This window comes from Frigoribacterium faeni, assembly GCF_007988805.1.
Taxonomy (GTDB): domain Bacteria; phylum Actinomycetota; class Actinomycetes; order Actinomycetales; family Microbacteriaceae; genus Frigoribacterium; species Frigoribacterium faeni.
In genome coordinates, this window is the sequence record NZ_BJUV01000023.1 from 13,985 (window position 1) to 36,422 (window position 22,438).

Below are 22,438 nucleotides of genomic sequence, written 5' to 3' on the forward strand. Positions count from 1 at the left end.
GCGATGCCTCTTGCGCTCGCATTACAACGATGTAAAGCTGTCGGCAGTCGACGACTCACAAAGGAGTGAACCCCGATGACACCACCCCCACCCCCCTCGCGGCCCGGCCTCAGCCGCCGCAACCTCCTGGTCGGCGGTGCGGCCCTGCTCGGCGGCGCCTTCGCCGTCGGCGGCCTGGCCGGCTGCTCGACCGTCGGCGGCGCCACCGGCGCCGGCGGTGTCGCCCCGCTGGACTTCTGGCATCTGCTGAGCGGCGGCGACGGCGTCAAGATGTCGACGCTCGTCGACCAGGCCAACGCCGAGAACCCCGAGTTCCACGCGACGCAGACCGTGCTCGCCTGGGGCACCCCGTACTACACGAAGCTCGCCATGGCCTCGGCCGGCGGCCGCGCGCCCGACGTCGCGATCATGCACGCCTCGCGGGTGCCCGGCTACGCGCCCGGCGGCCTGCTCGACCCGTGGGACGTCGAGAAGCTGGCCTCGTACGGCCTGCGCGAGGCGGACTTCCCGCCCGCCGTCTGGCAGGCCGGGTTCAGCGGAGAAGAGCTCTACTCGATCGCGCTCGACTCGCACCCGTTCATCCTGCTGTACAACACCGACATCGCCGAGCGGGCCGGGGTCCTCGGCGACGACGGCCGTCTCGTCGAGATCACCAGTCCCGAGCGGTTCCTCGAGGTCGCGAACGCCATGCAGGAGGTGACCGGCAAGCACGGCGCGTCGTGGGGCTACCTGAACGACGGCGCGCAGCTCTGGCGCATGTTCTACACGTTCTACAAGCAGCTCGGAGCCGAGATGGTGCTCCGCGAAGGAGGGACGGTCGAGTACGACGAGGCCGCCGCGGTCACCGCGCTCGAGTTCATGCAGAGGCTGACCGACGGCACGGCGATGGCGACCGCCTCCGACATCCAGTCGGGCATCGCCGAGTTCGTCAGCGGCGAGAGCGGCATGCTGTTCACCGGCGTGTGGGAGGTGCCGAGCGCCCAGAACGCCGGCATCCCCTTCGACGCGAGCATCATCCCGACGCTCTTCGGCACCCCTGCGGTCTACGCCGACTCGCACGCGTTCGTGCTGCCTCGTCAGAGCACGGTCGACGCGACCACGCGCGAGGACGTCTACAAGATGGTCTCCACCATCCTCAAGGACTCGATCTCGTGGGCCGAAGCCGGGCACATCCCCGCGTACCGGCCGGTCGTCGACAGCAGCGCCTACGCCGAGCTGCGCCCGCAGGCGAACTACGCCGAGGCGGCCGACTACCTGAACTACGACCCGCCGGCCTGGTTCAGCGGCTCGGGGTCGGACTTCCAGACGTACTTCCTCGACACGGTGCAGTCCGTGGTGCTCGCCAAGGACGACGCCGCCGCCGGCATGCGCGCCTTCGTCGACCGCGTGAACACGCAGCTCTCGAGACCGGCACCGGTGTGATCGCCACGACCCGCGCCTCCTCGGCCACCGCCGCTCCGACGGCACCGCAGCACCCCACGACGCACGACGACGAAGGAGTCGACCTGTGACCTCCACCACGGTCAAGGCCCGCGGGGCCGCGCCCGACACGAGAGCGAGAGCGGCGAGCCGCTCCGCCGTCCGACCGACCACCCGGCTGCGTCCGGGCGCCCATGGAGACAACCGGATCGGCTGGGGCTTCGCGGCGCCGTTCGCGATCCTCTTCGGCCTGTTCCTGGTCTGGCCCGTCGTGCACGGGCTGTACCTCAGCTTCACCGGCCAGAGCCTCACCGGCTCGGGCGGCGAGCTGATCGGGGTCGCCAACTACGCCGAGGCGTTCGCCGACGCGGCGATGTGGCGCTCGATGCTCAACACGCTGTGGTTCACGGTGCTGAGCACGATCCCGCTCGTCGTCATCGCGCTGCTGCTGGCGCTGCTGGTCAACACCGGCCTGCCCGGCCAGTGGCTCTGGCGGCTGAGCTTCTTCCTGCCGTACCTGCTGGCCTCGACCGTCGTGTCGCTGTTCTGGATCCAGCTCTACAGCCCCACGCTCGGCCCGATCAACAACGTCCTGGCCACGATCGGCCTGCCGCAGCCGGCCTGGCTGCAGGACCCGGACACCGCCATGATCGCCGTCGTCGCGACGACCGTCTGGTGGACGGTCGGCTTCAACTTCCTGCTCTACCTGGCCGCGCTGCAGAACATCCCCGACCAGCAGTACGAGGCCGCATCGCTCGACGGCGCCGGACGCTGGCGATCGCTCGTGTCGATCACGATCCCCCAGCTGGGGCCGACCACCGGGCTGATCGTCGTCCTGCAGGTGCTCGCGTCGCTCAAGGTCTTCGACCAGATCTACCAGATGACCACCGGCGGTCCGGCGGGCACCACCCGCTCCGCCGTCCAGTACATCTTCGACACCGGGTTCACCGGCTACCGGTTCGGCTACTCGTCGGCCATCTCGTACATCTTCTTCGCCCTCATCATCGTCATCTCGGTCGCCCAGTTCGCCGTCGCGGCGCAGCGCCGGAAAGGAGCACAGCGATGACCGCCCCCGCCGTCGCCCCGGGCAGCGGTCTCCGCGCCCCCACCGCCGACCGAGCCCCTCGTCCGCACAAGCCCGGGCAGCGCCGGTTCGGGCCGCTCGCCGTCGCCAGCGTCGTCGTGCTGATCGTCCTGGCCGTCCTCTGGCTGCTGCCGTTCCTCTGGTCGCTGTCGACCTCGTTCAAGAGCGAGGCGGACGCCGCCGCCACACCCCAGACCTGGCTGCCGGCCGGAGGCTTCACCCTCGACGCCTACCGCGCCGTGCTCGAGCAGGGGAACATCCCGACCTGGCTGTTCAACAGCCTGTTCACCTCGGTCGTCATCACCGTGATCGTCGTCGCGACGTCGGCCCTGGTCGCCTACGCCTTCTCGAGGCTCGACTTCGCCGGCAAGAGGTGGCTCTACATCGCGACCATCGCGTCGATCATCGTGCCGCCGCAGGTGCTGATCGTGCCGCTGTTCTACCAGATGCTCGCCTTCAACATGGTCGACACCTACTGGGGCATCATCCTGCCGCAGGCGATCGCACCGGCCATGGTGTTCGTGCTGAAGAAGTTCTTCGACCAGGTGCCGATCGAGCTCGAGGACGCCGCCCGCGTCGACGGCGCCGGACGCGTCCGGGTGTTCTTCACCATCCTCCTGCCCCTGTCGCGCCCCATCCTCGGGGCCGTGTCGATCTTCGTGTTCATCGGGGCGTGGAACAACTTCCTCTGGCCGTTCATCGTCACGAACGACGCGTCGCTGCTGACGCTCCCGGTCGGGCTGCAGACGATCAAGAGCGCGTACGGCATCCAGTACGCCCAGAACATGGCCGCGGCGATCCTCGCCGCGCTGCCGCTCATCCTGGTGTTCCTGTTCTTCCAGCGACAGATCATCAAGGGCATCTCGACCACCGGATTCGGGGGGCAGTGACCACCGCGTCCACCCGACCCGAGCCTCCTCGTCCTCTCCCTCCGCCTGCACGCCACCCTCTTCACCAAGGAGCACCATGTCCACCGCCCGCATCACCGTCGACCGCGAGTTCACGATCGGCCCGGTCCCCCGCCGCCTCTTCGGTTCGTTCGTCGAGCACATGGGCCGCTGCGTCTACAGCGGCATCTACGAGCCCGGTCACGCCACCGCCGACGAGAACGGCTTCCGCCAGGACGTCCTCGACCTGACCAGGGAGCTCGGCGCCACCGTCATCCGCTACCCCGGGGGCAACTTCGTGTCCGGGTACGACTGGGAGGACGGGGTCGGTCCGGTCGACCAGCGGCCCCGCCGGCTCGACGGCGCCTGGCACACCGTCGAGACCAACGCCTTCGGACTGCACGAGTTCGTCGAGTGGTCGAAGCGGGCCGGCACCGAGGTGATGGAGGCCGTCAACCTCGGCACGCGCGGCGTCGACGCGGCCCGCGAGCTCGTCGAGTACGCGAACCACCCCGGCGGAACCGCCCTCAGCGACCGCCGCATCGCCAACGGCGCGAAGGACCCGTTCGACATCAAGCTCTGGTGCCTCGGCAACGAGCTCGACGGACCCTGGCAGATCGGCCACAAGACGGCGACGGAGTACGGCCGGCTGGCGCAGGAGGCGGCGAAGGCGATGAAGTTCGTCGACCCGACCATCGAGCTCGTCGCGGTCGGCAGCTCGGGCCGCTCGATGCCGACCTTCGGCAGCTGGGAGCACGAGGTGCTCACCCACGCCTACGACGAGGTCGACTACGTGTCGATGCACGCCTACTACCAGGAGCACGACGGCGACGCCGAGAGCTTCCTCGCGACGGGCGTCGACATGGACGCCTTCATCGAGGAGGTCGTCTCGACCGTCGACGGCGTCAAGGCCGCGGGCAAGCACTCGAAGCGGATCAACCTCTCCTTCGACGAGTGGAACGTCTGGTACCAGACCGGTCTCGACACCGACGACCAGCCGCACAACGTCTCGAAGGGCTGGGTCGAGCACCCTCGGCTGATCGAGGACCAGTACAACGTCACCGACGCGGTCGTGGTGGGGACGTTCCTCAACTCGCTGCTGCGTCACGGCGACCGGGTGCACATCGCCAACCAGGCGCAGCTCGTCAACGTGATCGCGCCGATCCGCAGCGAGCAGGGCGGGCCCGCCTGGCGGCAGACGATCTTCTGGCCGTTCGCGCGCATGGCCGCGCTCGCCACCGGGCAGATCCTCCGCACCCTCGTCACGAGCGACAGGATCGACACGGCGAAGTACGGCGACGCCGACCTGGTCGACGTCAGCGCGACCTACGACGAGGAGACCGGCAGACTGGCGTTCTTCCTCGCCAACCGCGGCCTGGAGGAGGCCGCCGACGTCGAGCTCGCCCTGCGCGGCTTCGCGGGCGGCCGCGTCACCCGCGCCGAGCTGCTGACCGTGCCCGAGGGCGGCGACCGCTTCACGTCGAACACCGAGCACGCGCAGGACGCCGTCGGCCTCGTGCCGCTGACCGGCGTCGCGGTCGACGGCGGCACCGCCCGCCTGACCCTGCCCGCGCTGTCGTGGGCGGTCGTCGAGCTCGAGGTCGGCCGGGCCTGACGGCCGTCCCCAGCCGAGGAGGCGCGGTGCCGGTCCGACCGGCACCGCGCCTCCTGCGGTCTCCCGTCCCGTCGCGCGGCGGCCGGGCGCGACTCAGCCGCGGGGGCGGAAGAGCCGGGCGATGCTGTCGCGCACCGACTCCTCGATGGTGTCCGAGAAGCTGTTCGAGTAGCCGAGGGCGTCGCCCGCCGCCGACGAGGCCGTCATCTGGGCGACGATCTGCTCGCCGTGGTGGGCCCGCGCCTCGCGGACCGACGCGAAGCCCAGGCCGAGCGACGCGGCGGCCGACTCGAGCAGGGCCGCGCGCTGCTCGTCGGTGCGCGTCAGCGCCTCGGCCAGTTCGCGCACGGAGGCGTCGTCGACGCCGTCGAGCACCCACTGCTCGGCTCTGCTCGGCAGGCTGCCGGCCGAGAGCATCCCGAGGAGGCGCTTGGCCTCGTCCCCGCGGATCTCGCGTCGGGCGGTGGCCACGTCACGGGGTGCGGGGGTGTCGTCGGTCATGCCCACGACGATACCCGGCGGCATCGCAAAGGCCGCCCCCGAGGACGACGGGTCAGCTGAACAGCCGCGTCGGGGCCGCCGACGCGCCCTCGAGCTCGGGCGCGACGTCGTCGGTCCGCTCGCCGAGCAGCTCCCGCTCGATGCGCTCCTTCTCGGCGATGCTCGAGCGGATCAGCGGCAGACCCCGGGCGATGGCGTTGCGGATGCGCTCCTGCAGCAGCGGCGCCGTCACGCGCCGATCGGTGAAGTCGCTCGCATGGGCGTAGACGCCGAGCGGGAGGGTCAGCGCCTGGAAGAAGCCGAAGAGCGGACGCAGCGAGTGCTCGAGGATGAGCGCGTGCCGTTCGCTGCCGCCGGTCGCCGCCAGCAGCACGGGCACGTCCACCAGGGCGTACTGCTCGACGAAGTCGAACAGGTGCTTGAAGAGCCCGGTGAACGACGCCCGGTAGACCGGCGACGCGGCGATCAGCAGGTCGGCGCTCTCGATCGCGCGGAGCTCGCGCTCGACGCGCTCGTCGAGCTGGTCGCGGGTGAGGGCGCCGGCGAAGAGCGGACCGAGCTCGCTGACCCGGATCACATGACGTTCGATCGGCAGCACCTCGGCGAGCTCGTCGAGGATCGCGTCGACGAGGGCGTCGGTCTTGGACGGCGTGCTGAGGGTTCCGGACACGGCGACCACGCGGAGGGGATGTGGGTGCGTCATCTGATCCATGGTCCTCCGAGCGCGACGTAACGTTCGCACTGTGACGCAATGAGTCGTGCGACAGTGTTCCGGTGACGCATCAACCAACCCAGCACGGGTTCGACCCGACCCACCCCGATTCCGACCTCGCCTCGTCGTTCGGCCTCGCCGCCGACGTCTACGAGCGCGGCCGCCCGTCGTACCCGACGGAGGCCGTCGACTGGCTCCTCCCGAGCGGCGCCTGTCACGTGGTCGACCTGGGTGCGGGCACGGGCAAGCTGACCCGCGTGCTGCTCGAGAAGGTGCCCGCCGTCACCGCCGTCGAGCCCTCCGACGGCATGCGCGCGCAGCTCGAGCAGGTCGTGCCGGCGGCCGCCTCCGTCGCCGGCTCCGCCGAGTCGATCCCGCTCGACGACGACTCGGTGGACGCCGTGTTCGTCGCCCAGGCGTGGCACTGGGTCGATCCGGTCCGGGCCGTCCCCGAGGTCGCGCGGGTGCTGCGCCCGGGCGGCACCCTCGCCCTGATCTGGAACATCCGCGACGAGACGGTGCCGTGGGTGGCCGAGCTGAGCCGGGTCATGCGGCAGCCCCGCGAGCGCGACATGCACTCCGACAACCCGCCCGTCGGCGCCCCGTTCGGCGAGATCGAACGGCACGACGTCGAGTGGGTGCACGAGATGGAGCGCGCCGAGTTCCTCGACATGATCGCCTCGCGCAGCTACGTCATCACCCTGTCCGACGTCGAGCGCGCCGACCTGCTGGCGCGCGTCGAGCACCTGCTCGACACCCACCCCGACACCCGCGGCATCGACCTCATCCGCGTCCCCTACGTGGCACGGTGCAGTCGGGCCGTGCTGCCCGGCTGAGCCCGCGCGATCGGGACGACCCGCGCCTCCTCGACTCCTGAAGGCAGGAGCCCGGGAGGCGCGGGTCGTCGTCCTGACGCCGGTCAGCCGGTCAGCCGGTCACGACCGCGATCTCGTTCGGCACCTCGGGCAGCTCGGCCGAGGCGAGCAGCTCGCCGGTGGCGACGTCGACCGCGTGGATCGACGACGCGGCCGTGTCGGTGACGTAGGCGGTGCCGCCCTGCACGACGAGGGCCGGATGGGCGTCCTGCCATTCGACCGGGCTCTCCCACGCGTCGATCAGCGGGTACGACGCGGTCTCGGTGCCGGTGGTCTCGTCGAGCACGTGCAGCGCGCCGTCCGAGCCGAGCAGGAGGATCTCGTCGTCCGGGCCGCGGGCGACGTCGCGCCAGGTGTAGGTCACGCCCTCGGGCAGGTCGACGACGGTCGCCGTCTTCGCGACGGTGTCGGTCAGCACGAGGCTGCTCAGCAGGTAGCCCTCGCTGTCGGGGTCGGAGTTGTAATCGCCGACCGCGATGCTCGACGTGTCCGTCACGTAGGCGTTCCCGGTGCGGCCGTAGGCGTCGGGAGCGTCGATCTTGGTGAAGGCGCCGTCGTCGTAGAGGAGCACGCCGTCGGTGCAGCCGAAGACGACCACCTCGTCGGCCGCGGTGCCCTCGCCGTGCACGGAGGGGCACTCCTCGCTGCGGGCGATCTCGGAGCGGTCGGCGTCGAGGGCGCGGACGCCGGTCCGCTCGTCGGGCGTGCCGATGGTCGTCAGCAGCGTGCCGTCCTCCAGCTCGATCGAGACGCCGTGGTGCGCCTCGGGCGACTCGATCGTCTCGGTCTCGGGCAGGCCGCCGCTCGTGTCGAGCAGGTCGGCGGTCTCGAAGACGGTGGTGTCGCCCGTCCCGTCGGCGAAGAGGATCGTCCTGCCGCCGTGTCGCACGACGTGACCGGGGGTGTCGCCGGCGAACACCAGGTCGGTCAGCGCGGGCTCGGCGACGCGGTGGCTGCCGTCGGCGGCGGTCCAGGTGCCGGTGTCGAGCACCTGCCAGCCGCCCCCGGTCGAGACGAGCACGTGCCGTCCGTCGCCGCTCGCGTTGAGGCGGTTGAAGCCCGCGAGATCGAGGTCGGCCTCCGTCTCGAGGGTCTCGCCGTCGAGCACGTACAGCCCGCCGTCGTAGGTGAGGGCGATGCGCGGCTGCGCCGAGTCGACCTCGGTGCCGGCCGACGTGCCGGCCGAGGCGCCGGTCGTGCCGGAGCCGCCGGACGGGGTCTCGCCCGAGCCGACCGAGCAGGCGGTCAGCAGCAGGGCCGACGACGCGACCGCGGCGACGGCCAGGGAGGCGCGGCGTGCGCGCCGCCCTCGGGTGGAGTGGTGCAGGGGGTTCATGCGTTCCTTTCGGGGTGGGGGCCGGTCACGGCGACCGCGTGGGTCACGGCGACAGGCCGGTGGCGATGCGCTCGGTGTTCGTGCGCATCATCTGGAGGTAGGTCTCGGCGCCCTCGCCCGGCTCGCTGAGCGACTCGGTGAAGAGGTCGACGACGGCGACGTCGACGCCCGCCTCGTCGGCCAGCACCTGAGCGAGACGGTCGGGCTGCGACGAGTCGGCGAAGATCGCCCGCACACCGGTCCGGTCGATCGCCGAGACGAGGTCGTCGAGGTCGGAGGCGCTCGGCGCGGCGAGCGTGGTGCCGCTCGGCACGACGGCGCCGATCACGGCGACGTCGTAGCGGGCCGCGAGATAGCCGAAGACGTGATGGTTCGTGACCAGCGCGCGCTGCGCCTCGGGGATCGCGGCGAACGCCGACGCCATCTCGGCGTCGAGCGCCCGGAGCTCCGCCGTGTAGGCGGCGGACGACGCGGCGAGCTCGCCGGCGTCGAGCTCGTCGCCGAGCGCGGTCTCGAGCGAGTCGGTCAGACCGGCGACGACGTCGACCATCCGGGTCGGGTCGGTCCAGAGGTGCGGGTCGTCGAGCCCCTCGGCGTCGCCGTCGGCGTAGGCGAGCGGCGTGATGAGGTCGCCGGCCTCGACCGTCGGCACCCCCTCGGCGGCGGCCGCGTCGACGTGCTGCTGCAGTCCCTCCTCGAGGCCGAGGCCGTTGCTCACCAGGAGGTCCGCGGTGCGGAGGCGCGCCTCCTCCTGCGCCGAGATCTCGAACGAGTGCGGGTCGGCGTCCGGCCGCATCAGGGTCATCACCTCGACCTGGTCGCCGACCAGCTCGCCGACGACGTCGCCGAGGATGTTCGTCGTGACGACCACGAGCGGCCGGTCGCTCGCCGCCGGCGCGCATCCCGCCAGCGCTCCGACGACGAGCCCCGCGCCGAGCAGACCGGCGATCGCGCGCCTCATCGGCCGGTCTCCGCGAGCAGCGCGGGGGCCCCGACGTGCTCGAAGGTGCGCGACACCCGGGCCTCGTCGGCGTAGTCGATCTCGAACACGGCGCCCTCGAGAGGGGCGTTGAGGTAGGCGCGGCTGGCGTCGACCGTGAGGGTGACGCCCGCGAGCGCGGCCTCGTCCGCCGCGGTCTCGGGCAGCAGCGCGGCGGTCGTCGCGAGGACGCCGTCGTCGGCGGTCAGGACGACGACGCGGCCCGCGGCGTCGAGCCCGACGACGTGCCCCTCGGCGTCGTCGACGGCGGCGACCCGGATCAGCGGGTCGGGGGTCTCGACCAGGCTCCAGGTGCGCTCGCGGGTGTCGAGCAGCCAGACGCCCCGGTCGCCCGCGACGGCGGCCACGGTCGGTCGGCCGCGCCGGCCGTCGAAGGCGACGGCGCGGTCGGCCGGCGTCACCGTCTCGGGGTAGGCGATGCGGTCGAACGACACCGCCCCGGCGTCGTCGGCCGTGGCCAGCAGAGCGCCGTCGGCGCAGCCGACGACCACGCCGACGCGCGTGGTGATCGTGCCGGCGGCGTCGACGCAGGCGGTCTCGGCGCCGTCGACGGGGCGACCGTCGAGGTCGACGACCCGCACGGCCGCCGCACCCTCGTCGCCGGTGTCGCCCGGGGTGCTCACGATCAACGACTCCCCCAGCGGCACGACCACGCCGTCGTGGGGCGCGTCGTCCCAGCGGGCCCGCTCGTCGATCTCGCCCGCGCCCAGGGCCTCGGTGTCGAGCACGACGCGCTCGCCGGTGGCCGGGAACTGCACGGCCGTGAGGTCCGCGCCGGATGCGACCCGCGCCTCCCCGGCGTCGGGGGTCGAGGCCTCGACCGTGCCGACGGTGCGCGGCTCGGCGAGGTAGTAGTGCGAGTGGTCGCCGTGGTCGACGGTCCAGACGCCGGTGTCCACGACGTCGACGGTTCCGGAGGCACGGGTGGCGAACACGAAGCGGCCGTCGGTCGAGAGGGAGTCGGCGGGGTCGATCTCGGCGACGCCCTCGCTCTCGCCGTCGAGCAGGTCGAGCAGGTCGACCCGGCCCTCGGGGTCGACCGTGGCGAGTCGCAGCTGGGGTTCGGAGCCCTCGCTCGCGCCCTCGACGTAGCCGTGCGGGGTCGAGGCGTCGGTCGCCTCGGCGGCGGGCTCGGCGGCGGGGGCGCTGCAGGCGGAGAGCGCGACGAGGGTCGCGGCGGCGGCGAGGGCCGTCGCGGCTCGGGGAGACCGCCGGAGGGTCGATGCCGAGGAGGTGCGGGTCGGGTCAGACGAGGGGGCGCGCAGGTGCACGGAGGCCTTTCGGTCGGGTGGGATCGGACGAGGCGGGCTCGGGCGAGGCCGGCGAGGGGTCGTCGGCGGGACGGACGGGGAGGGCGCGGCGCAGGAGCGCCGAGAGCGGCACGAGCGCGACCGCGACGCCGGCGATCGACGCGCCGGCGGCGGTGCCGGCGTGCCAGGAGACGAGCAGGCCGACGAGGGCGGCGAGCGCCCCGAAGCCGGTGGCGAGCAGCATCGTCGAGGGGATGCGTCGCACCCAGTGGCCGGCCGCGACCGCGGGCGCGAGCAGGAGGGCGACGACGAGGAGGCTGCCGACCGCCCCGTACGAGGCCACGACGGCGACGGTGACGAGGCCCACGAGCACGACGCGGGCCCGTCGTGGGCGGAGGCCCAGGGTGGCGGCCAGGCGCTCGTCGACGGCGAGCGCGACGAACGGCCGGTGCATGACGGTCGCGACCGCGATCACCACCACGAGGGCTCCCGCCATCAGGGCGAGGTCGTCGGCGGAGATCGCGAGGACGTCGCCGAACAGGATGGACGTGAGGTCGGTGGCGAAGCTCCGGGAGCGCGAGACGATGACGACGCCGAGGGAGAGCATGCCGACGAAGAGCAGCCCGATGGCGGTGTCCGCCCCGATGCGGGCCCGGCGCTCGACCACGCCGACGCCGACGCTCATGACGAGCGCGCTGACGGCGGCCCCGATCACGACGGGGACGCCGGAGAGCGCCGCGAGCGCGACGCCGGGCAGCATGCCGTGCGCCATCGCCTCGCCGAGGAACGCCATGCCGCGCAGCACCACCCAGGTGCCGACGACGCCGCAGATGGCGGCGACGAGCACGCCGCCGAGCAGGGCGCGGAGCACGAAGGAGGCGCTGAGGGGATCGGTCAACCAGGTCACGGTCGACGACCCTACATGAAAACGATTATCAATATGGATAGGCTGGGTACGTGACCCCGACCGCTCGAACCCCACCCCCGCACCGCGCCCCCCTGACCCTCCACGAGGTCACGGCCGCCCACGACGATCGACGCGTGGCCCTGCACTCGATCAGCCTCGAGCTGCCCCGAGGCGCGACCACGGCCCTCGTGGGGCACAACGGCTCCGGCAAGTCGACCCTGCTCGCCGTGCTCGCCGGCACGCACGCGCCGACCGGCGGCTCCGTCGACCGACGGGACGTCGCCTCGACGGCGTGGGTCGTCCAGCGCAGCCAGGCCCCCGACCGCTTGCCGCTCACGGTGCGCGACGTCGTCGCGATGGGCCGCTGGGCCGCCCTCGGCGCCTGGCGCCGCGCGTCCGCGGCCGATCGGGTGATCGTCGACGTTGCGCTCGACCGGCTCGGGCTGACGCGCCTCGCGCGGCGCCCGTTCGGCGATCTGTCGGGCGGACAGCGTCAGCGGGTGCTCCTCGCGCAGGCGGTCGCTCAGCAGGCCGATCTGGTGCTGCTCGACGAGCCCGAGGCCGGCCTCGACGCCGACGCGCGGAGCATCGTCGAGGAGGTCGTCGCCGCCGAGGTCGCCCGCGGCGCGACCGTGGTGCACGCGACCCACCACGAGTCGTCGGCGGCGCGCGCCGACCGGGTGGTGCACCTGCGCGACGGCCGGGTGACGCGCGTCTCGGGCTGACGCCGCGCCTCCTCGGCTCGGGAGGCGCCCCGGGCGTCGCCGTACGTCATCGCGCGGAACGGTCCGCCGACCACGCGCGTCCCACCCGGACACGCCCGCATTCCCGGCGACTCGGCATAGGGTCGTGGCATGACCCAGGAGGCGCGGTTCGTCACGGTCGACCACGCCTGGTCGGGCGCGTGGTCGCGTCGCAGCGTCGTCCGGCTCACCGACGAGATCGAGCTGCTCGGTCCGCCGCACACCGCCCACGACGGGATCCCGCACCTGCCGGGCACGCTGCTCAGCCCCTTCACGGACTCGCACGTCCACCTCGGGCTCATCGATCCGCTGCTGCTCGGACCCGGCGGCATCGCCCGCGTGGACGACCTCGGCTGGGACCCGGACACCGCCTCGCTCTGGCCCGAGCACGGCCGTCTCGACCCCCGATGGCCCGAGGTGCGCGTCGCGGGAGGGCTGCTCTGCCCTCCCGGCGGCTACCCGAGCCGTTCGGCGTGGGCCCCCGACACCGCCTCGGTCGTCGTCGCGAACCCCGCCGCCGCCCGCCGGGCCGTCGAGCGGATGCACGATCTCGGGGCCGCGCTGGTGAAGATCACGCTGAACTCCGACGTCGGACCCGTGTTCGACGACACCACCCTGCGCGCGATCGTCGACGCGGCGGCCGAGCACGTGATGACGACGACGGCGCACGTGCAGGGAGTCGGCCAGGCCCGCCGCGCCCTCGCCGCGGGCGTCGACCGGTTCGCGCACACCCCCTTCAGCGAGCTCCTCGACGACGAGCTGATCGAGCGGCTCGCGGCCCGCACCAGCTGGATCAGCACCCTCGACATCCACGGCCACGGCCGAGGAGGGGCGGTGCACGACGTCGCCGTCGCCAACCTCGCGAGGTTCCGCACCGCCGGCGGGCACGTGCTCTACGGCACCGACCTCGGCAACGGCGACCTGCCCGTCGGGGTGAACGAGCGCGAGCTCCGGGACCTCCAGCGGGCCGGGCTCGGCCTCGACGAGCTGCTGCACGCGCTCGTCGCCGGCGTGCCGCTCGGCGGCGTCGGCGAGGGCGGACGCGGCACCGCGCACGCGACCTGGATCCCCACCCCGCCACCCGACGACCCGGCCGAGGCACCCGCCTGGCTGGCCACCGCCGTGGTGACCACCCCCGACACCCTGCTGGAGAAGACCACGTGACCCGCGCCTCCTCGGCCTCCGCGCCCCTCGCCGCCCCCGATCCCGAGCTGCCCGCCGACGCCCTCGACGCGGCCGACCCGCTCGCGGCCCTCGTCTCGCGATTCGCGCCCGCCGGGGACGTCGTCTCGTACCTCGACGGCAACTCGCTCGGCCGGCCGCTCACCGCCACCTCCGGGCGGATCGAGGGATTCCTCCGCCACGACTGGGGCACCCGCCTGATCCGCTCGTGGGACGAGCGGTGGATGGACCTGCCGACCGTGCTGGGCGACCGCATCGGCGCGGCCGCCCTCGGCGCCGCGGCCGGCCAGACCGTGGTCGGCGACTCGACGACGGTGCTGCTCTACAAGGCGATCCGCGCCCTGCTCGCGGCGCGGCCCGACCGGCACGAGATCGTGATCGACGACGACCAGTTCCCGACCGACCGCTTCGTGGTCGAGGGCATCGCGCGCGAGCGCGGCGCCACGGTCCGCTGGGTGCACGTCGACCCGACGCTCGGGGTGACCGTCGACCTGCTCGCCGACGTCGTCGGGCCGGACACCGCGGTCGTCCTGGTCAACCACGTCTCGTACCGCTCGGGATACGTGGCCGACATGGCCGCCATCACCGAGCTCGTGCACGCGGCGGGCGCGCTGGTGCTGTTCGACCTCTGCCACTCGGTCGGCGTCGTGCCGATGCGGCTCGACGAGTGGGGCGTCGACGTGGCGGTCGGCTGCAGCTACAAGTACCTCAACGGCGGGCCGGGGGCGCCGGCGTTCCTCTACGCGAGGCGGGACCTGCTGCCGACGCTCGAGCAGCCGATCCAGGGCTGGATGGGCGCCGCCGACGTCTTCGCGATGGCGGACGGCTACACCCCGGCGCCGGGCATCCGCCGGTTCATCAGCGGGACGCCGCCCGTCGTCGGCATGCTCCCGCTGCACGACATGCTCGACCTCGTCGAGGAGGCCGGCATCGACGCGATCCGCGCGAAGTCGCTCGCCCTGACCGACTACGCGTTCGCCCTGGTCGACGCCTGGCTCGGGCCGCTCGGCGTGACGGTCGCGACGCCGCGGGCCGCCGAGCTGCGCGGCAGCCACGTGACGGTCACGCATCCGTCGTTCCGGGCGGTCGTGGCCGCGCTCTGGGAGGAGGGCGTCGTACCCGACTTCCGCAACCCGGACGGGCTGCGCATCGGGCTCTCGCCGCTCAGCACGACGTTCGCCGAGGTGCGGGTCGGCATCGCGGCGATCCGCGCCGCGCTGCTCGCCGGCTGACGCGGTGCGCGGCACCGCCGCGCCGCGCCGCGCCGCACCCATCAACCCCGATTACGAAGATGAACCCGTTTTAGCGTGGTTCATCTTCGCGAACGGGGTTCATCTCAGGAGGCGCGGGGTGAGAGGTGCGGGCGGCGCGCGTCAGCGGCGGGGCGCGGCGGTGCTCTTGCGGACGACGAGGTGCGTCGGCACGATGCGGTCGCGCGAGGGCGCCCGCCCGTCGAGCAGCTCGAGGAGCACGTCCATCGAGCGCCGCCCGATCTCGGTGAAGTTCTGATGCACGGTGGTCAGCGGGGGCCAGAACGACCCCGACTCCTCCGTGTCGTCGAAGCCGATCACACTGACGTCGCGCGGGATCGACCGGCCCGACTCGTGGAGCGCGTGCATGACGCCGAGCGCCATCTGGTCGTTCGCCGCGACGACCGCGGTGACGTCGTCGCGACGGGCCAGCTCGAGACCGTGCCGATACCCGGAGGCGGTGGTCCAGTCCCCCTTGAGCACCGGCTGCGGGTCGACCCCCGCGTCGCGCATCGTCGCCGCCCAGGCGGCCTCGCGCCGGGTGGCCGAGAACGAGGTGTCGGGACCGGAGACGTGCACGATGCAGCGGTGCCCGAGGTCGAGCAGGTGCTGCGTCGCGAGCCGGGTGCCCTGCTCCTGGTCGGTGTCGACCACGACGTAGGGGTCGCGGGCGTCGGAGTCGATGATGACGACCGGCAGCCCTACGGGGATGATCACCTCGGCGCGGTCGAGCATGTGCGCCTCGATGACGATGATGACGCCGTCGACCGCCTCCTCCTGCAGACGGCTGAAGGCCCCGGCGACCTCCCCCTCGGTCGGGTGCGCCACCGGCATGAGGGTGATCGTGTAGCCCGCGCCGGACGCCGCCGTGACGATGGCGTCGAGCGTGCGCATGTTGCCGAGGGTGGACAGCGTGAACATGATCACGCCGATGCTGCGGAAACGGCCGGTCTTCAAGGCACGTGCGGCGCTGTTCGGCCGGTAGCCGAGCTCGCTCATCGCGTCGAGCACGCGCTGCCTCGTCGACGACTCGACGTTCGGCGCCGAGTTCGAGACGCGGGACACCGTCTGCGACGACACACCGGCGAGAGCGGCGACGTCGGCCATCGAGACCGTCCGTGCGCGACCGTGACCAGACGGTGACTTGACGAGTCGCGTCGGAGATGTCATGGTTACCACCATCCCAGATGTTTACGTAAACACCTAGCGGCACGCGCCGATGTGTTTACGCAAACACCCCCGACGAAGTGGATGGACATGACAACGCTGTCGACACCCGCGACCCGCCCACCGGCGGGTCCGCCTCCCGGCCCGACCCGCGCCTCCTCGGGCCTGCGTCGCGACAAGCGCCGGTGGACGGGCTGGGGCTTCGTGCTCCCGTTCATGATCGTCTTCGCGGTCATGCTCGTCGCCCCCGTCGTCTACGCCATCTACCTCAGCCTCTTCAAAGAGCAGCTGATCGGCGGCAACTCGTTCGTCGGACTGGCGAACTACGCCCAGGCCCTCAGCGACCCGAACTTCTGGGACTCCCTCGGCCGCGTCAGCCTGTTCCTGCTCGTGCAGGTGCCGATCATGCTGCTGATCGCCCTCGCCGCGGCGCTGGCGATCGACTCGGCGCGACTGTTCTTCTCGCCGCTGTTCCGCATCTCGATCTTCCTGCCGTACGCCGTCCCCGCCGTGGTGGCCGCCCTGATGTGGGGCTTCATCTACGGCAAGCGCTTCGGCCTGGTCGGCAACCTCGAGGACGGGCTCGGCATCACCCTGCCCGACCCGCTCTCGCAGAGCTGGATCCTGCTGTCGATCGGCAACATCGTCACGTGGGAGTTCGTCGGCTACAACATGCTGATCTTCTACGCCGCTCTCCGGGTCATCTCGCCCGACCTCTACGAGGCCGCCGAGCTCGACGGCGCCGGCCAGTTCCGCATCATCCGCAGCATCAAGCTGCCCGCCATCCGCGGCGCTCTCGTCATCGCCGCCATCTTCTCGGTGATCGGCAGCTTCCAGCTCTTCAACGAGCCGAACATCCTGCAGACCCTGGCGCCGAACTCGATCAGCACCTACTTCACCCCGAACATGTACGCGTACAACCTGTCGTTCGCGGGTCAGCAGTACAACTACTCCGCCGCCATCGCGATCATCATGGGCGTCCTCACGGCGGTCGTCGCCTACGTGGTCCAGCTCAGCGGATCCCGGAAGGACTCCTGACATGTCGACCCTCCTGACCGACGCGACCGACGCCTCCACGGCGGCCCCCGCCTCCGGCCGTCCCGCCCGCACGGCCCGCTCGGGTCGCGGCGGCGGAGTCGTCCGGCGCGGATCCGGCCGCGGCCCGCAGGCCAAGCGGAGCCCGGTGCTCACGATCCTCATGGCGCTGATGCTCGTCTACGCGCTCCTCCCCCTGTTCTGGCTGCTGGTCAACTCGACCAAGACGCAGGACGCCCTGTTCAGCTCGTTCGGCCTCTGGTTCAGCGGCGACTTCGTCCTGTTCGACAACATCCGCGACGTCTTCACCTACAACGACGGCGAGTTCGTCCGCTGGCTCGGCAACACCGTGCTCTACGTCGTCGTCGGAGCGGGAGGCGCGACCCTGCTGGCCACGCTGGCCGGCTACGGCCTCGCCAAGTTCGACTTCCCCGGCAAGAAGGCCGTCTTCGCGATCGTGCTCGGCGCGGTCGCCGTGCCCGGGACGGCCGTCGCCGTGCCGACCTTCCTGATGTTCAGCCAGATGGGCCTGACGAACACGCCGTGGGCGATCATCCTGCCGTCGCTCATCAGCCCCTTCGGCCTCTACCTGATCTGGACCTACGCGGTCGACTCGGTGCCGACCGAGATCCTCGAGGCGGCCCGGATGGACGGCGCGAGCGAGCTCCGCACGTTCTTCACCATCAGCCTGCGCCTGCTCAGCCCCGGCCTGATCACGGTGCTGCTGTTCACCATGGTCGCGACCTGGAACAACTACTTCCTGCCCCTGATCATGCTGAGCGACTCGACCTGGTACCCCCTCACGGTCGGTCTCAACCAGTGGAACGCGCAGTCGACGACCGTCGGCGGCGACCCGATCTACAACCTGGTCATCACCGGCTCGTTCCTCACCATCATCCCGATCGTCGTGGCGTTCCTGTTCCTCCAGCGCTACTGGCAGTCGGGACTGACCGCCGGCGGCGTGAAGGCCTGACCCGCGCCTCCCCGGCTCCCCCGCACCTCCCCTCACCGCGACACCCGAACACCCGCAGCACACCCCACACGAAGAAGTGAAAGGCAGCACCATGACTCGACGCTCCACCTTCCGCCGCACGGCGACGCGCGCCGCCGCGCTCGGCCTCGGCCTCGCCCTGGCCGGCTCGCTGGCCGCCTGCTCGAGCGGATCCGGCTCCGGCTCCGGCTCCGCCGAGGGCTCGCCCGACGACATCGCCGCGGCCCTGACCGAGAAGCAGACCATCACCGTCTGGGCCTGGGCCCCGGCCGTCGAGCCGATCGCCGAGGCCTTCGAGAAGAAGTACCCCGACATCACCGTCGACGTGCAGAACGTCGGCACCGGCGCCGACCAGTACACCAAGCTGCAGAACGCGATCAAGGCCGGCAAGGGCGCCCCCGACGTCGCGCAGATCGAGTACTTCGCCGTGCCGCAGTTCTCGCTCGCCAGCTCGCTCGCCGACCTCGGCGGCTACGGTTTCGGCGACCTCGAGGGCGACTTCACCGCCTCCACCTGGAACTCCGTCACCGACGGCGACCAGATCTGGGCCCTGCCGCAGGACAGCGGCCCCATGGCGATGTTCTACCGCCAGGACGTCTTCGACAAGTACGGCATCGACGTGCCCACCACGTGGGACCAGTACGTCGCGGCCGCGAAGAAGATGCACGACGCCGACCCGAACCAGTACATCACCAGCGACTCCGGCGACGCCGGCTTCACGACGAGCATGATCTGGCAGGCCGGCGGGCACCCGTACACGGTCGACGGCGAGAACGTCACGATCAACATGCAGGACGAGGGCGCAAAGAAGTACACCGCCATGTGGGACCAGCTCGTCGAGGGCGGCGAGCTCGCCCAGACCCCCGGCTGGACCGACGAGTGGTTCCGCGGCCTCAGCGACGGCTCGATCGCGACCCTGCTGACCGGCGCCTGGATGCCCGGCAACCTCGAGGCGCAGGCCGCCGACGGCTCCGGCCAGTGGCGCGTCGCCCCGATGCCCCAGTACGAGGAGGGTGACACCGCGACCGCCGAGAACGGCGGATCGTCCGTCGCCGTGATGGAGCAGTCCGAGCACAAGGCCGCCGCCGCCGCGTTCGCCAAGTTCGCCACCGCCGAGGAGGAGGGCCGCACCATCTCGATGGACGCCGGCGGATTCCCGTCGACGACCGCCGACCTCACCAGCGAGGAGTTCACCAGCGAGGCTCCCGAGTACTTCGGCGGTCAGAAGATCAACGAGGTCCTCGGTCAGGCCGCGCAGGACGTCCTCCCCGACTGGCAGTACCTGCCCTTCCAGGTCTACGCGAACAGCATCTTCAGCGACAGCGCCTCGTCGGCCTACACGAACGGCAGCTCGCTCGAGCCGGTGCTCGAGAAGTGGGGCCAGTCGTCGGCGTCGTACGGTGAGGAGCAGGGCTTCACGGTGAGCGACGAGTAGCACTCCGCTCCCCGGATCCGAGGGACGGGGAGGCGCGGGTCATCACGACCGCGACCTCCCCGTCTCCGTGTCCGCGCCTCCCCCGCTCCGTCCGCTCAGCCCCTCTCGCCCACCTCGCTCCTCCGGAGGAATCTTGTCCCGCTTCACCATCGGCGCCACCGACTTCGAACTCGACGGTCGCCCGCACCGGGTGCTCTCCGGCGCCCTCCACTACTTCCGCGTGCACCCCGCCCAGTGGGCCGACCGGATCCACAAGGCGCGCCTCATGGGGCTGAACACCATCGAGACGTACGTCGCCTGGAACGCGCACTCGCCGCAGCGGGGCGACTTCGACACGACGGAGGGCCTCGACCTCGGGAGGTTCCTCGACCTCGTCGCCGCCGAGGGCATGCACGCGATCGTGCGACCCGGGCCGTACATCTGCGCCGAGTGGGACGGCGGCGGGCTGCCCGGCTGGCTCTTCGACGACCCGGCCGTGGGAGTCCGCCGCAGCGAGCCGCTCTACCTCGAGGCCGTCGACGAGTTCCTCCGCCGCGTCTACGAGATCGTCGCGCCCCGGCAGGTCGACTCGGGCGGGCCCGTCGTGCTGGTGCAGATCGAGAACGAGTACGGCGCGTACGGCGACGACTCGGCGTACCTGCGGCACCTGGTCGACCTGACCCGCGCCTCCGGGATCACCGTGCCGTTGACCACCGTCGACCAGCCCACCGACGAGATGCTCGAGGCCGGCAGCCTGCCGGAGCTGCACAAGACGGGGTCGTTCGGCTCGCGCGCCGACGAGCGGCTCGCGACCCTGCGCCGCCACCAGCCGACCGGGCCGCTGATGTGCTCGGAGTTCTGGGACGGCTGGTTCGACCACTGGGGCGAGCACCACCACACGACGCCCGTCGCCGAGGCCGCCGCCGAGCTCGACGCGCTGCTCGCGGCCGGCGCCTCGGTCAACATCTACATGTTCCACGGCGGCACGAACTTCGGGTTCACCAACGGGGCCAACCACAAGGGCATGTACCAGTCGCACGTGACGTCGTACGACTACGACGCCCCGCTCGACGAGGCGGGGTTCCCGACCGAGAAGTTCTTCGCGTTCCGCGAGGTGATCGCGCGCTACGCCGCGGTGCCCGACGAGGTGCCGGCGGCCGCGATGCCGGCGCCCGTGCTCGAGGCCTCGTTCGACACCGTGCTGCCGTTGCGCGACGCGGTCGCCCACGGCACCGCCGGCCCGTGGCGGTCCGCCCACGAGGTTCCGACGATGGACTCGCTGGGCCGGTACACCGGGTTCACGCTGTACCGCGTGGGGCTGCCGGTCGCGGCCGGGGCCTCGCCGCGCGTGCTGTCGTTCGGCGAGGTGCGCGACCGGGCGGTCGTCTCGGTCGACGGGGTGCGCGTCGGCGTGCTGCAGCGCGATCATCACGACCACGCGATCACGCTGCCCGCCGGGGACGTGCTGGAGGTGCTGGTCGAGGATCAGGGGCGCGTCAACTACGGCGTCCGCATCGGCGAGGCGAAGGGCCTGATCGGGCCGGCCCTGCTCGACGGGACACCCCTCGTCGACTGGCAGGCGCTGCCGCTCGACCTCGACGCCGTGGTGGCGTCGCTCGGCGGGGGCGGTGCGGTGAGCACCGCGGTCGACGCGACCCGCGCCTCCTCGGGGGCGGCGGGTTCGGCGGTCGACACGGCCCGCGCCTCCTCGGGGGCGGTGCCGCTGGCGGGGCCGGTGTTCGCGCACGCCACCCTGCACGTCGACGAGCCGGTCGACCTCTATCTCGACACGTCGTCGTGGGGCAAGGGCGTCGTGTGGGTCAACGGCTTCTCCCTGGGGCGGTACTGGTCGCGCGGGCCGCAGCACACGCTGTACCTGCCCGGCGAGCAGCTGCGCGCGGGCGCGAACGACGTGGTCGTGTTCGAGGTGGGAGCGGCGGCGTCGGCCGGCCTGTCGTTCGTGGCGCGGCCCGATCTGGGGCACACCGAGCAGTAGCGGCGGGCCGCACCCTGTCGCCGAGAACCCCGTTCGCGACGGTGAACCCCGATCGAACGGGGTTCATCGTCGCATCCGGGGTTCATCAGCCAGGCCGGCCGTGTCTCAGTGCGGGCTCGCGCCGCCCAACCGCCGCAGCACGGGACCGCGCAGCGTCAGCCCGACCGCGGCGATGACGGCCGCCGCGACGACCGCCCGCCACGTCGCCGGGCTCAGCAGGGCCGCCCGGAAGATCTGGCCCACGACCTCGGCCATCTCGAAGGGGTAGCCGGCGTAGACGCGCGTGCCCGCCGCGCTCGAGATCGCCGTGATCGCGGCGGGCCCGCTCCAGAGGGCGAGCAGCGACACCAGGGCGCCGATCACGCGCCCGACCGTGGAGACCCCCGCCCAGACGATCGCGGCGGCGACCAGCACGGCGGGGAGCCAGACGAGCACGGCGTCGATGGCCGGGGAGGCCTGTGTGACGAGCGAGAAGATCGGGTAAACCAGCCCCTGGGCCCATTGGACGATGGCCAGGGCGCCGATGCTGAGACCGACGACGGCCGCACCCGCCGGAGCCCGCGCGATCAGCACGACGACGACCGCCCCCATGACGATGGCGACGACACCCGCCGTGGTCGCGGCGGCGAGGTAGACGACCGACTCGAGGCGATCCTGCAGCCCGGCCGCGGCCGTGAGGGCGCTCTGCAGCAGGGCGACGAGCTGCGTGAGGACCACGCCGGCGAGCACGGCGACGACGGCTCCGCGGCGAGCACGAGCCCGCAGGAGGCGCGCGGCGAGTCCCGCGACGGCCGCTCCGGCGATCAGCAGCGTCGCGGTGAAGGTCAGCGCGTACTGGCTGAACGGCAGCAGCGCGATCGGCATCGATTCGGGCGCCGCCGTGACCCCGTCGGGGGCGACGACCGGTTCCGCCCAGAGGTTCTGGAGTGGGAGGCGCATCCCCGTGATGAGCCACGGAACGAGACCCAGCACGGCGGCCACCACCCCCACCGCGGCGAAGAGCAGGACGGTGCGGGCGCTGATCGGTGTTCGTTCCCCCGTGTTCACGCTCCGACCCTAGCGGGGCCGCCGATG

20 protein-coding genes are annotated in these 22,438 nt (G+C 72.1%); 12 read left to right on the forward strand and 8 right to left on the reverse strand.

What is annotated here, in order from left to right:
• The first annotated feature begins 75 nt into the window (after positions 1-75).
• From FFA01_RS11255 to arfA, 4 genes are all read left to right on the forward strand, one after another.
• Positions 76-1,422 (forward strand): extracellular solute-binding protein, encoded by a 1,347-nt coding sequence (locus FFA01_RS11255; RefSeq protein WP_146856133.1) that lies wholly within the window; start codon positions 76-78, stop codon positions 1,420-1,422.
• A gap of 85 nt (positions 1,423-1,507) precedes the next feature.
• A complete protein-coding gene (locus FFA01_RS11260) occupies positions 1,508-2,485 on the forward strand; it encodes a carbohydrate ABC transporter permease (RefSeq protein ID WP_146856135.1) in 978 nt (325 codons plus the stop codon).
• Positions 2,482-3,393 (forward strand): carbohydrate ABC transporter permease, encoded by a 912-nt coding sequence (locus FFA01_RS11265; protein ID WP_146856137.1) that lies wholly within the window; start codon positions 2,482-2,484, stop codon positions 3,391-3,393. The genes FFA01_RS11260 and FFA01_RS11265 overlap by 4 nt, the downstream gene beginning before the upstream one ends.
• A 76-nt stretch (positions 3,394-3,469) precedes the next feature.
• Complete coding sequence (gene arfA / locus FFA01_RS11270; protein ID WP_146856139.1) at positions 3,470-5,005, forward strand: arabinosylfuranosidase ArfA; 1,536 nt, start codon at positions 3,470-3,472, stop codon at positions 5,003-5,005.
• 93 nt (positions 5,006-5,098) lie between these two features.
• Here arfA and FFA01_RS11275 read toward each other — a convergent pair whose 3' ends face one another.
• Positions 5,099-5,506, reverse strand: coding sequence for a hypothetical protein (locus tag FFA01_RS11275; protein WP_146856141.1), 408 nt, complete (start codon positions 5,504-5,506; stop codon positions 5,099-5,101).
• A gap of 52 nt (positions 5,507-5,558) precedes the next feature.
• Positions 5,559-6,209, reverse strand: coding sequence for an FMN reductase (gene msuE / locus FFA01_RS11280; RefSeq protein WP_208720908.1), 651 nt, complete (start codon positions 6,207-6,209; stop codon positions 5,559-5,561).
• 71 nt (positions 6,210-6,280) lie between these two features.
• On the opposite strand from msuE, the gene FFA01_RS11285 reads away from it, so the two are divergent.
• Positions 6,281-7,054 (forward strand): class I SAM-dependent methyltransferase, encoded by a 774-nt coding sequence (locus tag FFA01_RS11285; protein ID WP_146856145.1) that lies wholly within the window; start codon positions 6,281-6,283, stop codon positions 7,052-7,054.
• A gap of 91 nt (positions 7,055-7,145) precedes the next feature.
• On the opposite strand, the gene aztD is transcribed toward FFA01_RS11285, so the two are convergent.
• The 4 genes from aztD to aztB are packed head-to-tail and all read right to left on the reverse strand — an operon-like array spanning position 7,146 to position 11,586.
• Positions 7,146-8,429 carry a zinc metallochaperone AztD gene (aztD, locus tag FFA01_RS11290; protein WP_146856147.1) on the reverse strand — a complete coding sequence of 428 codons (1,284 nt, stop codon included), beginning with the start codon at positions 8,427-8,429 and terminating at the stop codon, positions 7,146-7,148.
• A 43-nt stretch (positions 8,430-8,472) separates the two neighbouring features.
• Complete coding sequence (gene aztC / locus FFA01_RS11295; protein WP_146856149.1) at positions 8,473-9,390, reverse strand: zinc ABC transporter substrate-binding protein AztC; 918 nt, start codon at positions 9,388-9,390, stop codon at positions 8,473-8,475.
• Positions 9,387-10,700, reverse strand: coding sequence for an ABC transporter (locus tag FFA01_RS11300; protein WP_208720909.1), 1,314 nt, complete (start codon positions 10,698-10,700; stop codon positions 9,387-9,389). The genes aztC and FFA01_RS11300 overlap by 4 nt, the downstream gene beginning before the upstream one ends.
• Positions 10,675-11,586, reverse strand: coding sequence for a zinc ABC transporter permease AztB (gene aztB / locus FFA01_RS11305; RefSeq protein ID WP_146856151.1), 912 nt, complete (start codon positions 11,584-11,586; stop codon positions 10,675-10,677). Before aztB ends, FFA01_RS11300 begins: the two co-directional genes overlap by 26 nt.
• A gap of 50 nt (positions 11,587-11,636) precedes the next feature.
• Between aztB and aztA the strand changes: the two genes are divergently transcribed.
• From aztA to FFA01_RS16280, 3 genes are all read left to right on the forward strand, one after another.
• Positions 11,637-12,311 (forward strand): zinc ABC transporter ATP-binding protein AztA, encoded by a 675-nt coding sequence (gene aztA, locus FFA01_RS11310; RefSeq protein ID WP_146856153.1) that lies wholly within the window; start codon positions 11,637-11,639, stop codon positions 12,309-12,311.
• Positions 12,312-12,440: 129 nt separating this feature from the next.
• Positions 12,441-13,493, forward strand: a complete 1,053-nt coding sequence (locus FFA01_RS16275) for an amidohydrolase family protein (RefSeq protein WP_146856155.1) — start codon at positions 12,441-12,443, stop codon at positions 13,491-13,493.
• A complete protein-coding gene (locus FFA01_RS16280; RefSeq protein WP_146856158.1) occupies positions 13,490-14,743 on the forward strand; it encodes a kynureninase in 1,254 nt (417 codons plus the stop codon). The genes FFA01_RS16275 and FFA01_RS16280 overlap by 4 nt, the downstream gene beginning before the upstream one ends.
• A 141-nt stretch (positions 14,744-14,884) precedes the next feature.
• Here the strand turns inward: FFA01_RS16280 and FFA01_RS11325 are convergent, their stop codons facing one another.
• Positions 14,885-15,931, reverse strand: coding sequence for a LacI family DNA-binding transcriptional regulator (locus FFA01_RS11325; RefSeq protein ID WP_182501148.1), 1,047 nt, complete (start codon positions 15,929-15,931; stop codon positions 14,885-14,887).
• An 87-nt stretch (positions 15,932-16,018) separates the two neighbouring features.
• Here FFA01_RS11325 and FFA01_RS11330 point away from each other — a divergent pair, with 87 nt between their 5' ends.
• From FFA01_RS11330 to FFA01_RS11345, 4 genes are all read left to right on the forward strand, one after another.
• Complete coding sequence (locus tag FFA01_RS11330; RefSeq protein WP_146856162.1) at positions 16,019-16,966, forward strand: carbohydrate ABC transporter permease; 948 nt, start codon at positions 16,019-16,021, stop codon at positions 16,964-16,966.
• A gap of 1 nt (position 16,967) precedes the next feature.
• The gene (locus tag FFA01_RS11335) at positions 16,968-17,936 is read left to right on the forward strand and encodes a carbohydrate ABC transporter permease (RefSeq protein ID WP_146856165.1); all 969 of its coding nucleotides are present in this window, start codon (positions 16,968-16,970) and stop codon (positions 17,934-17,936) included.
• Between the two features lie 91 nt (positions 17,937-18,027).
• Complete coding sequence (locus FFA01_RS11340) at positions 18,028-19,389, forward strand: ABC transporter substrate-binding protein (RefSeq protein ID WP_146856167.1); 1,362 nt, start codon at positions 18,028-18,030, stop codon at positions 19,387-19,389.
• Positions 19,390-19,522: 133 nt separating this feature from the next.
• The gene (locus FFA01_RS11345; protein WP_146856170.1) at positions 19,523-21,364 is read left to right on the forward strand and encodes a glycoside hydrolase family 35 protein; all 1,842 of its coding nucleotides are present in this window, start codon (positions 19,523-19,525) and stop codon (positions 21,362-21,364) included.
• A 105-nt stretch (positions 21,365-21,469) separates the two neighbouring features.
• On the opposite strand, the gene FFA01_RS11350 is transcribed toward FFA01_RS11345, so the two are convergent.
• On the reverse strand, positions 21,470-22,411 hold the full coding sequence (locus FFA01_RS11350; RefSeq protein WP_146856173.1) for a hypothetical protein: 942 nt from the start codon (positions 22,409-22,411) through the stop codon (positions 21,470-21,472).
• Positions 22,412-22,438: the final 27 nt, after the last annotated feature.

Excerpts from the sequence above, each read along its gene's own strand:
- msuE (WP_208720908.1), bottom strand. The coding sequence starts at position 6,209 with ATGACGCACCCACATCCCCTCCGCGTGGTCGCCGTGTCCGGAACCCTC.
- aztC (WP_146856149.1), bottom strand. The coding sequence starts at position 9,390 with ATGAGGCGCGCGATCGCCGGTCTGCTCGGCGCGGGGCTCGTCGTCGGA.
- arfA (WP_146856139.1), top strand. The coding sequence starts at position 3,470 with ATGTCCACCGCCCGCATCACCGTCGACCGCGAGTTCACGATCGGCCCG.
- FFA01_RS16275 (WP_146856155.1), top strand. The coding sequence starts at position 12,441 with ATGACCCAGGAGGCGCGGTTCGTCACGGTCGACCACGCCTGGTCGGGC.
- FFA01_RS11255 (WP_146856133.1), top strand. The coding sequence starts at position 76 with ATGACACCACCCCCACCCCCCTCGCGGCCCGGCCTCAGCCGCCGCAAC.
- FFA01_RS11340 (WP_146856167.1), top strand. The coding sequence starts at position 18,028 with ATGACTCGACGCTCCACCTTCCGCCGCACGGCGACGCGCGCCGCCGCG.
- aztD (WP_146856147.1), bottom strand. The coding sequence starts at position 8,429 with ATGAACCCCCTGCACCACTCCACCCGAGGGCGGCGCGCACGCCGCGCC.
- FFA01_RS11275 (WP_146856141.1), bottom strand. The coding sequence starts at position 5,506 with ATGACCGACGACACCCCCGCACCCCGTGACGTGGCCACCGCCCGACGC.
- FFA01_RS11325 (WP_182501148.1), bottom strand. The coding sequence starts at position 15,931 with ATGACATCTCCGACGCGACTCGTCAAGTCACCGTCTGGTCACGGTCGC.
- FFA01_RS11335 (WP_146856165.1), top strand. The coding sequence starts at position 16,968 with ATGTCGACCCTCCTGACCGACGCGACCGACGCCTCCACGGCGGCCCCC.
- FFA01_RS11265 (WP_146856137.1), top strand. The coding sequence starts at position 2,482 with ATGACCGCCCCCGCCGTCGCCCCGGGCAGCGGTCTCCGCGCCCCCACC.
- FFA01_RS11330 (WP_146856162.1), top strand. The coding sequence starts at position 16,019 with ATGACAACGCTGTCGACACCCGCGACCCGCCCACCGGCGGGTCCGCCT.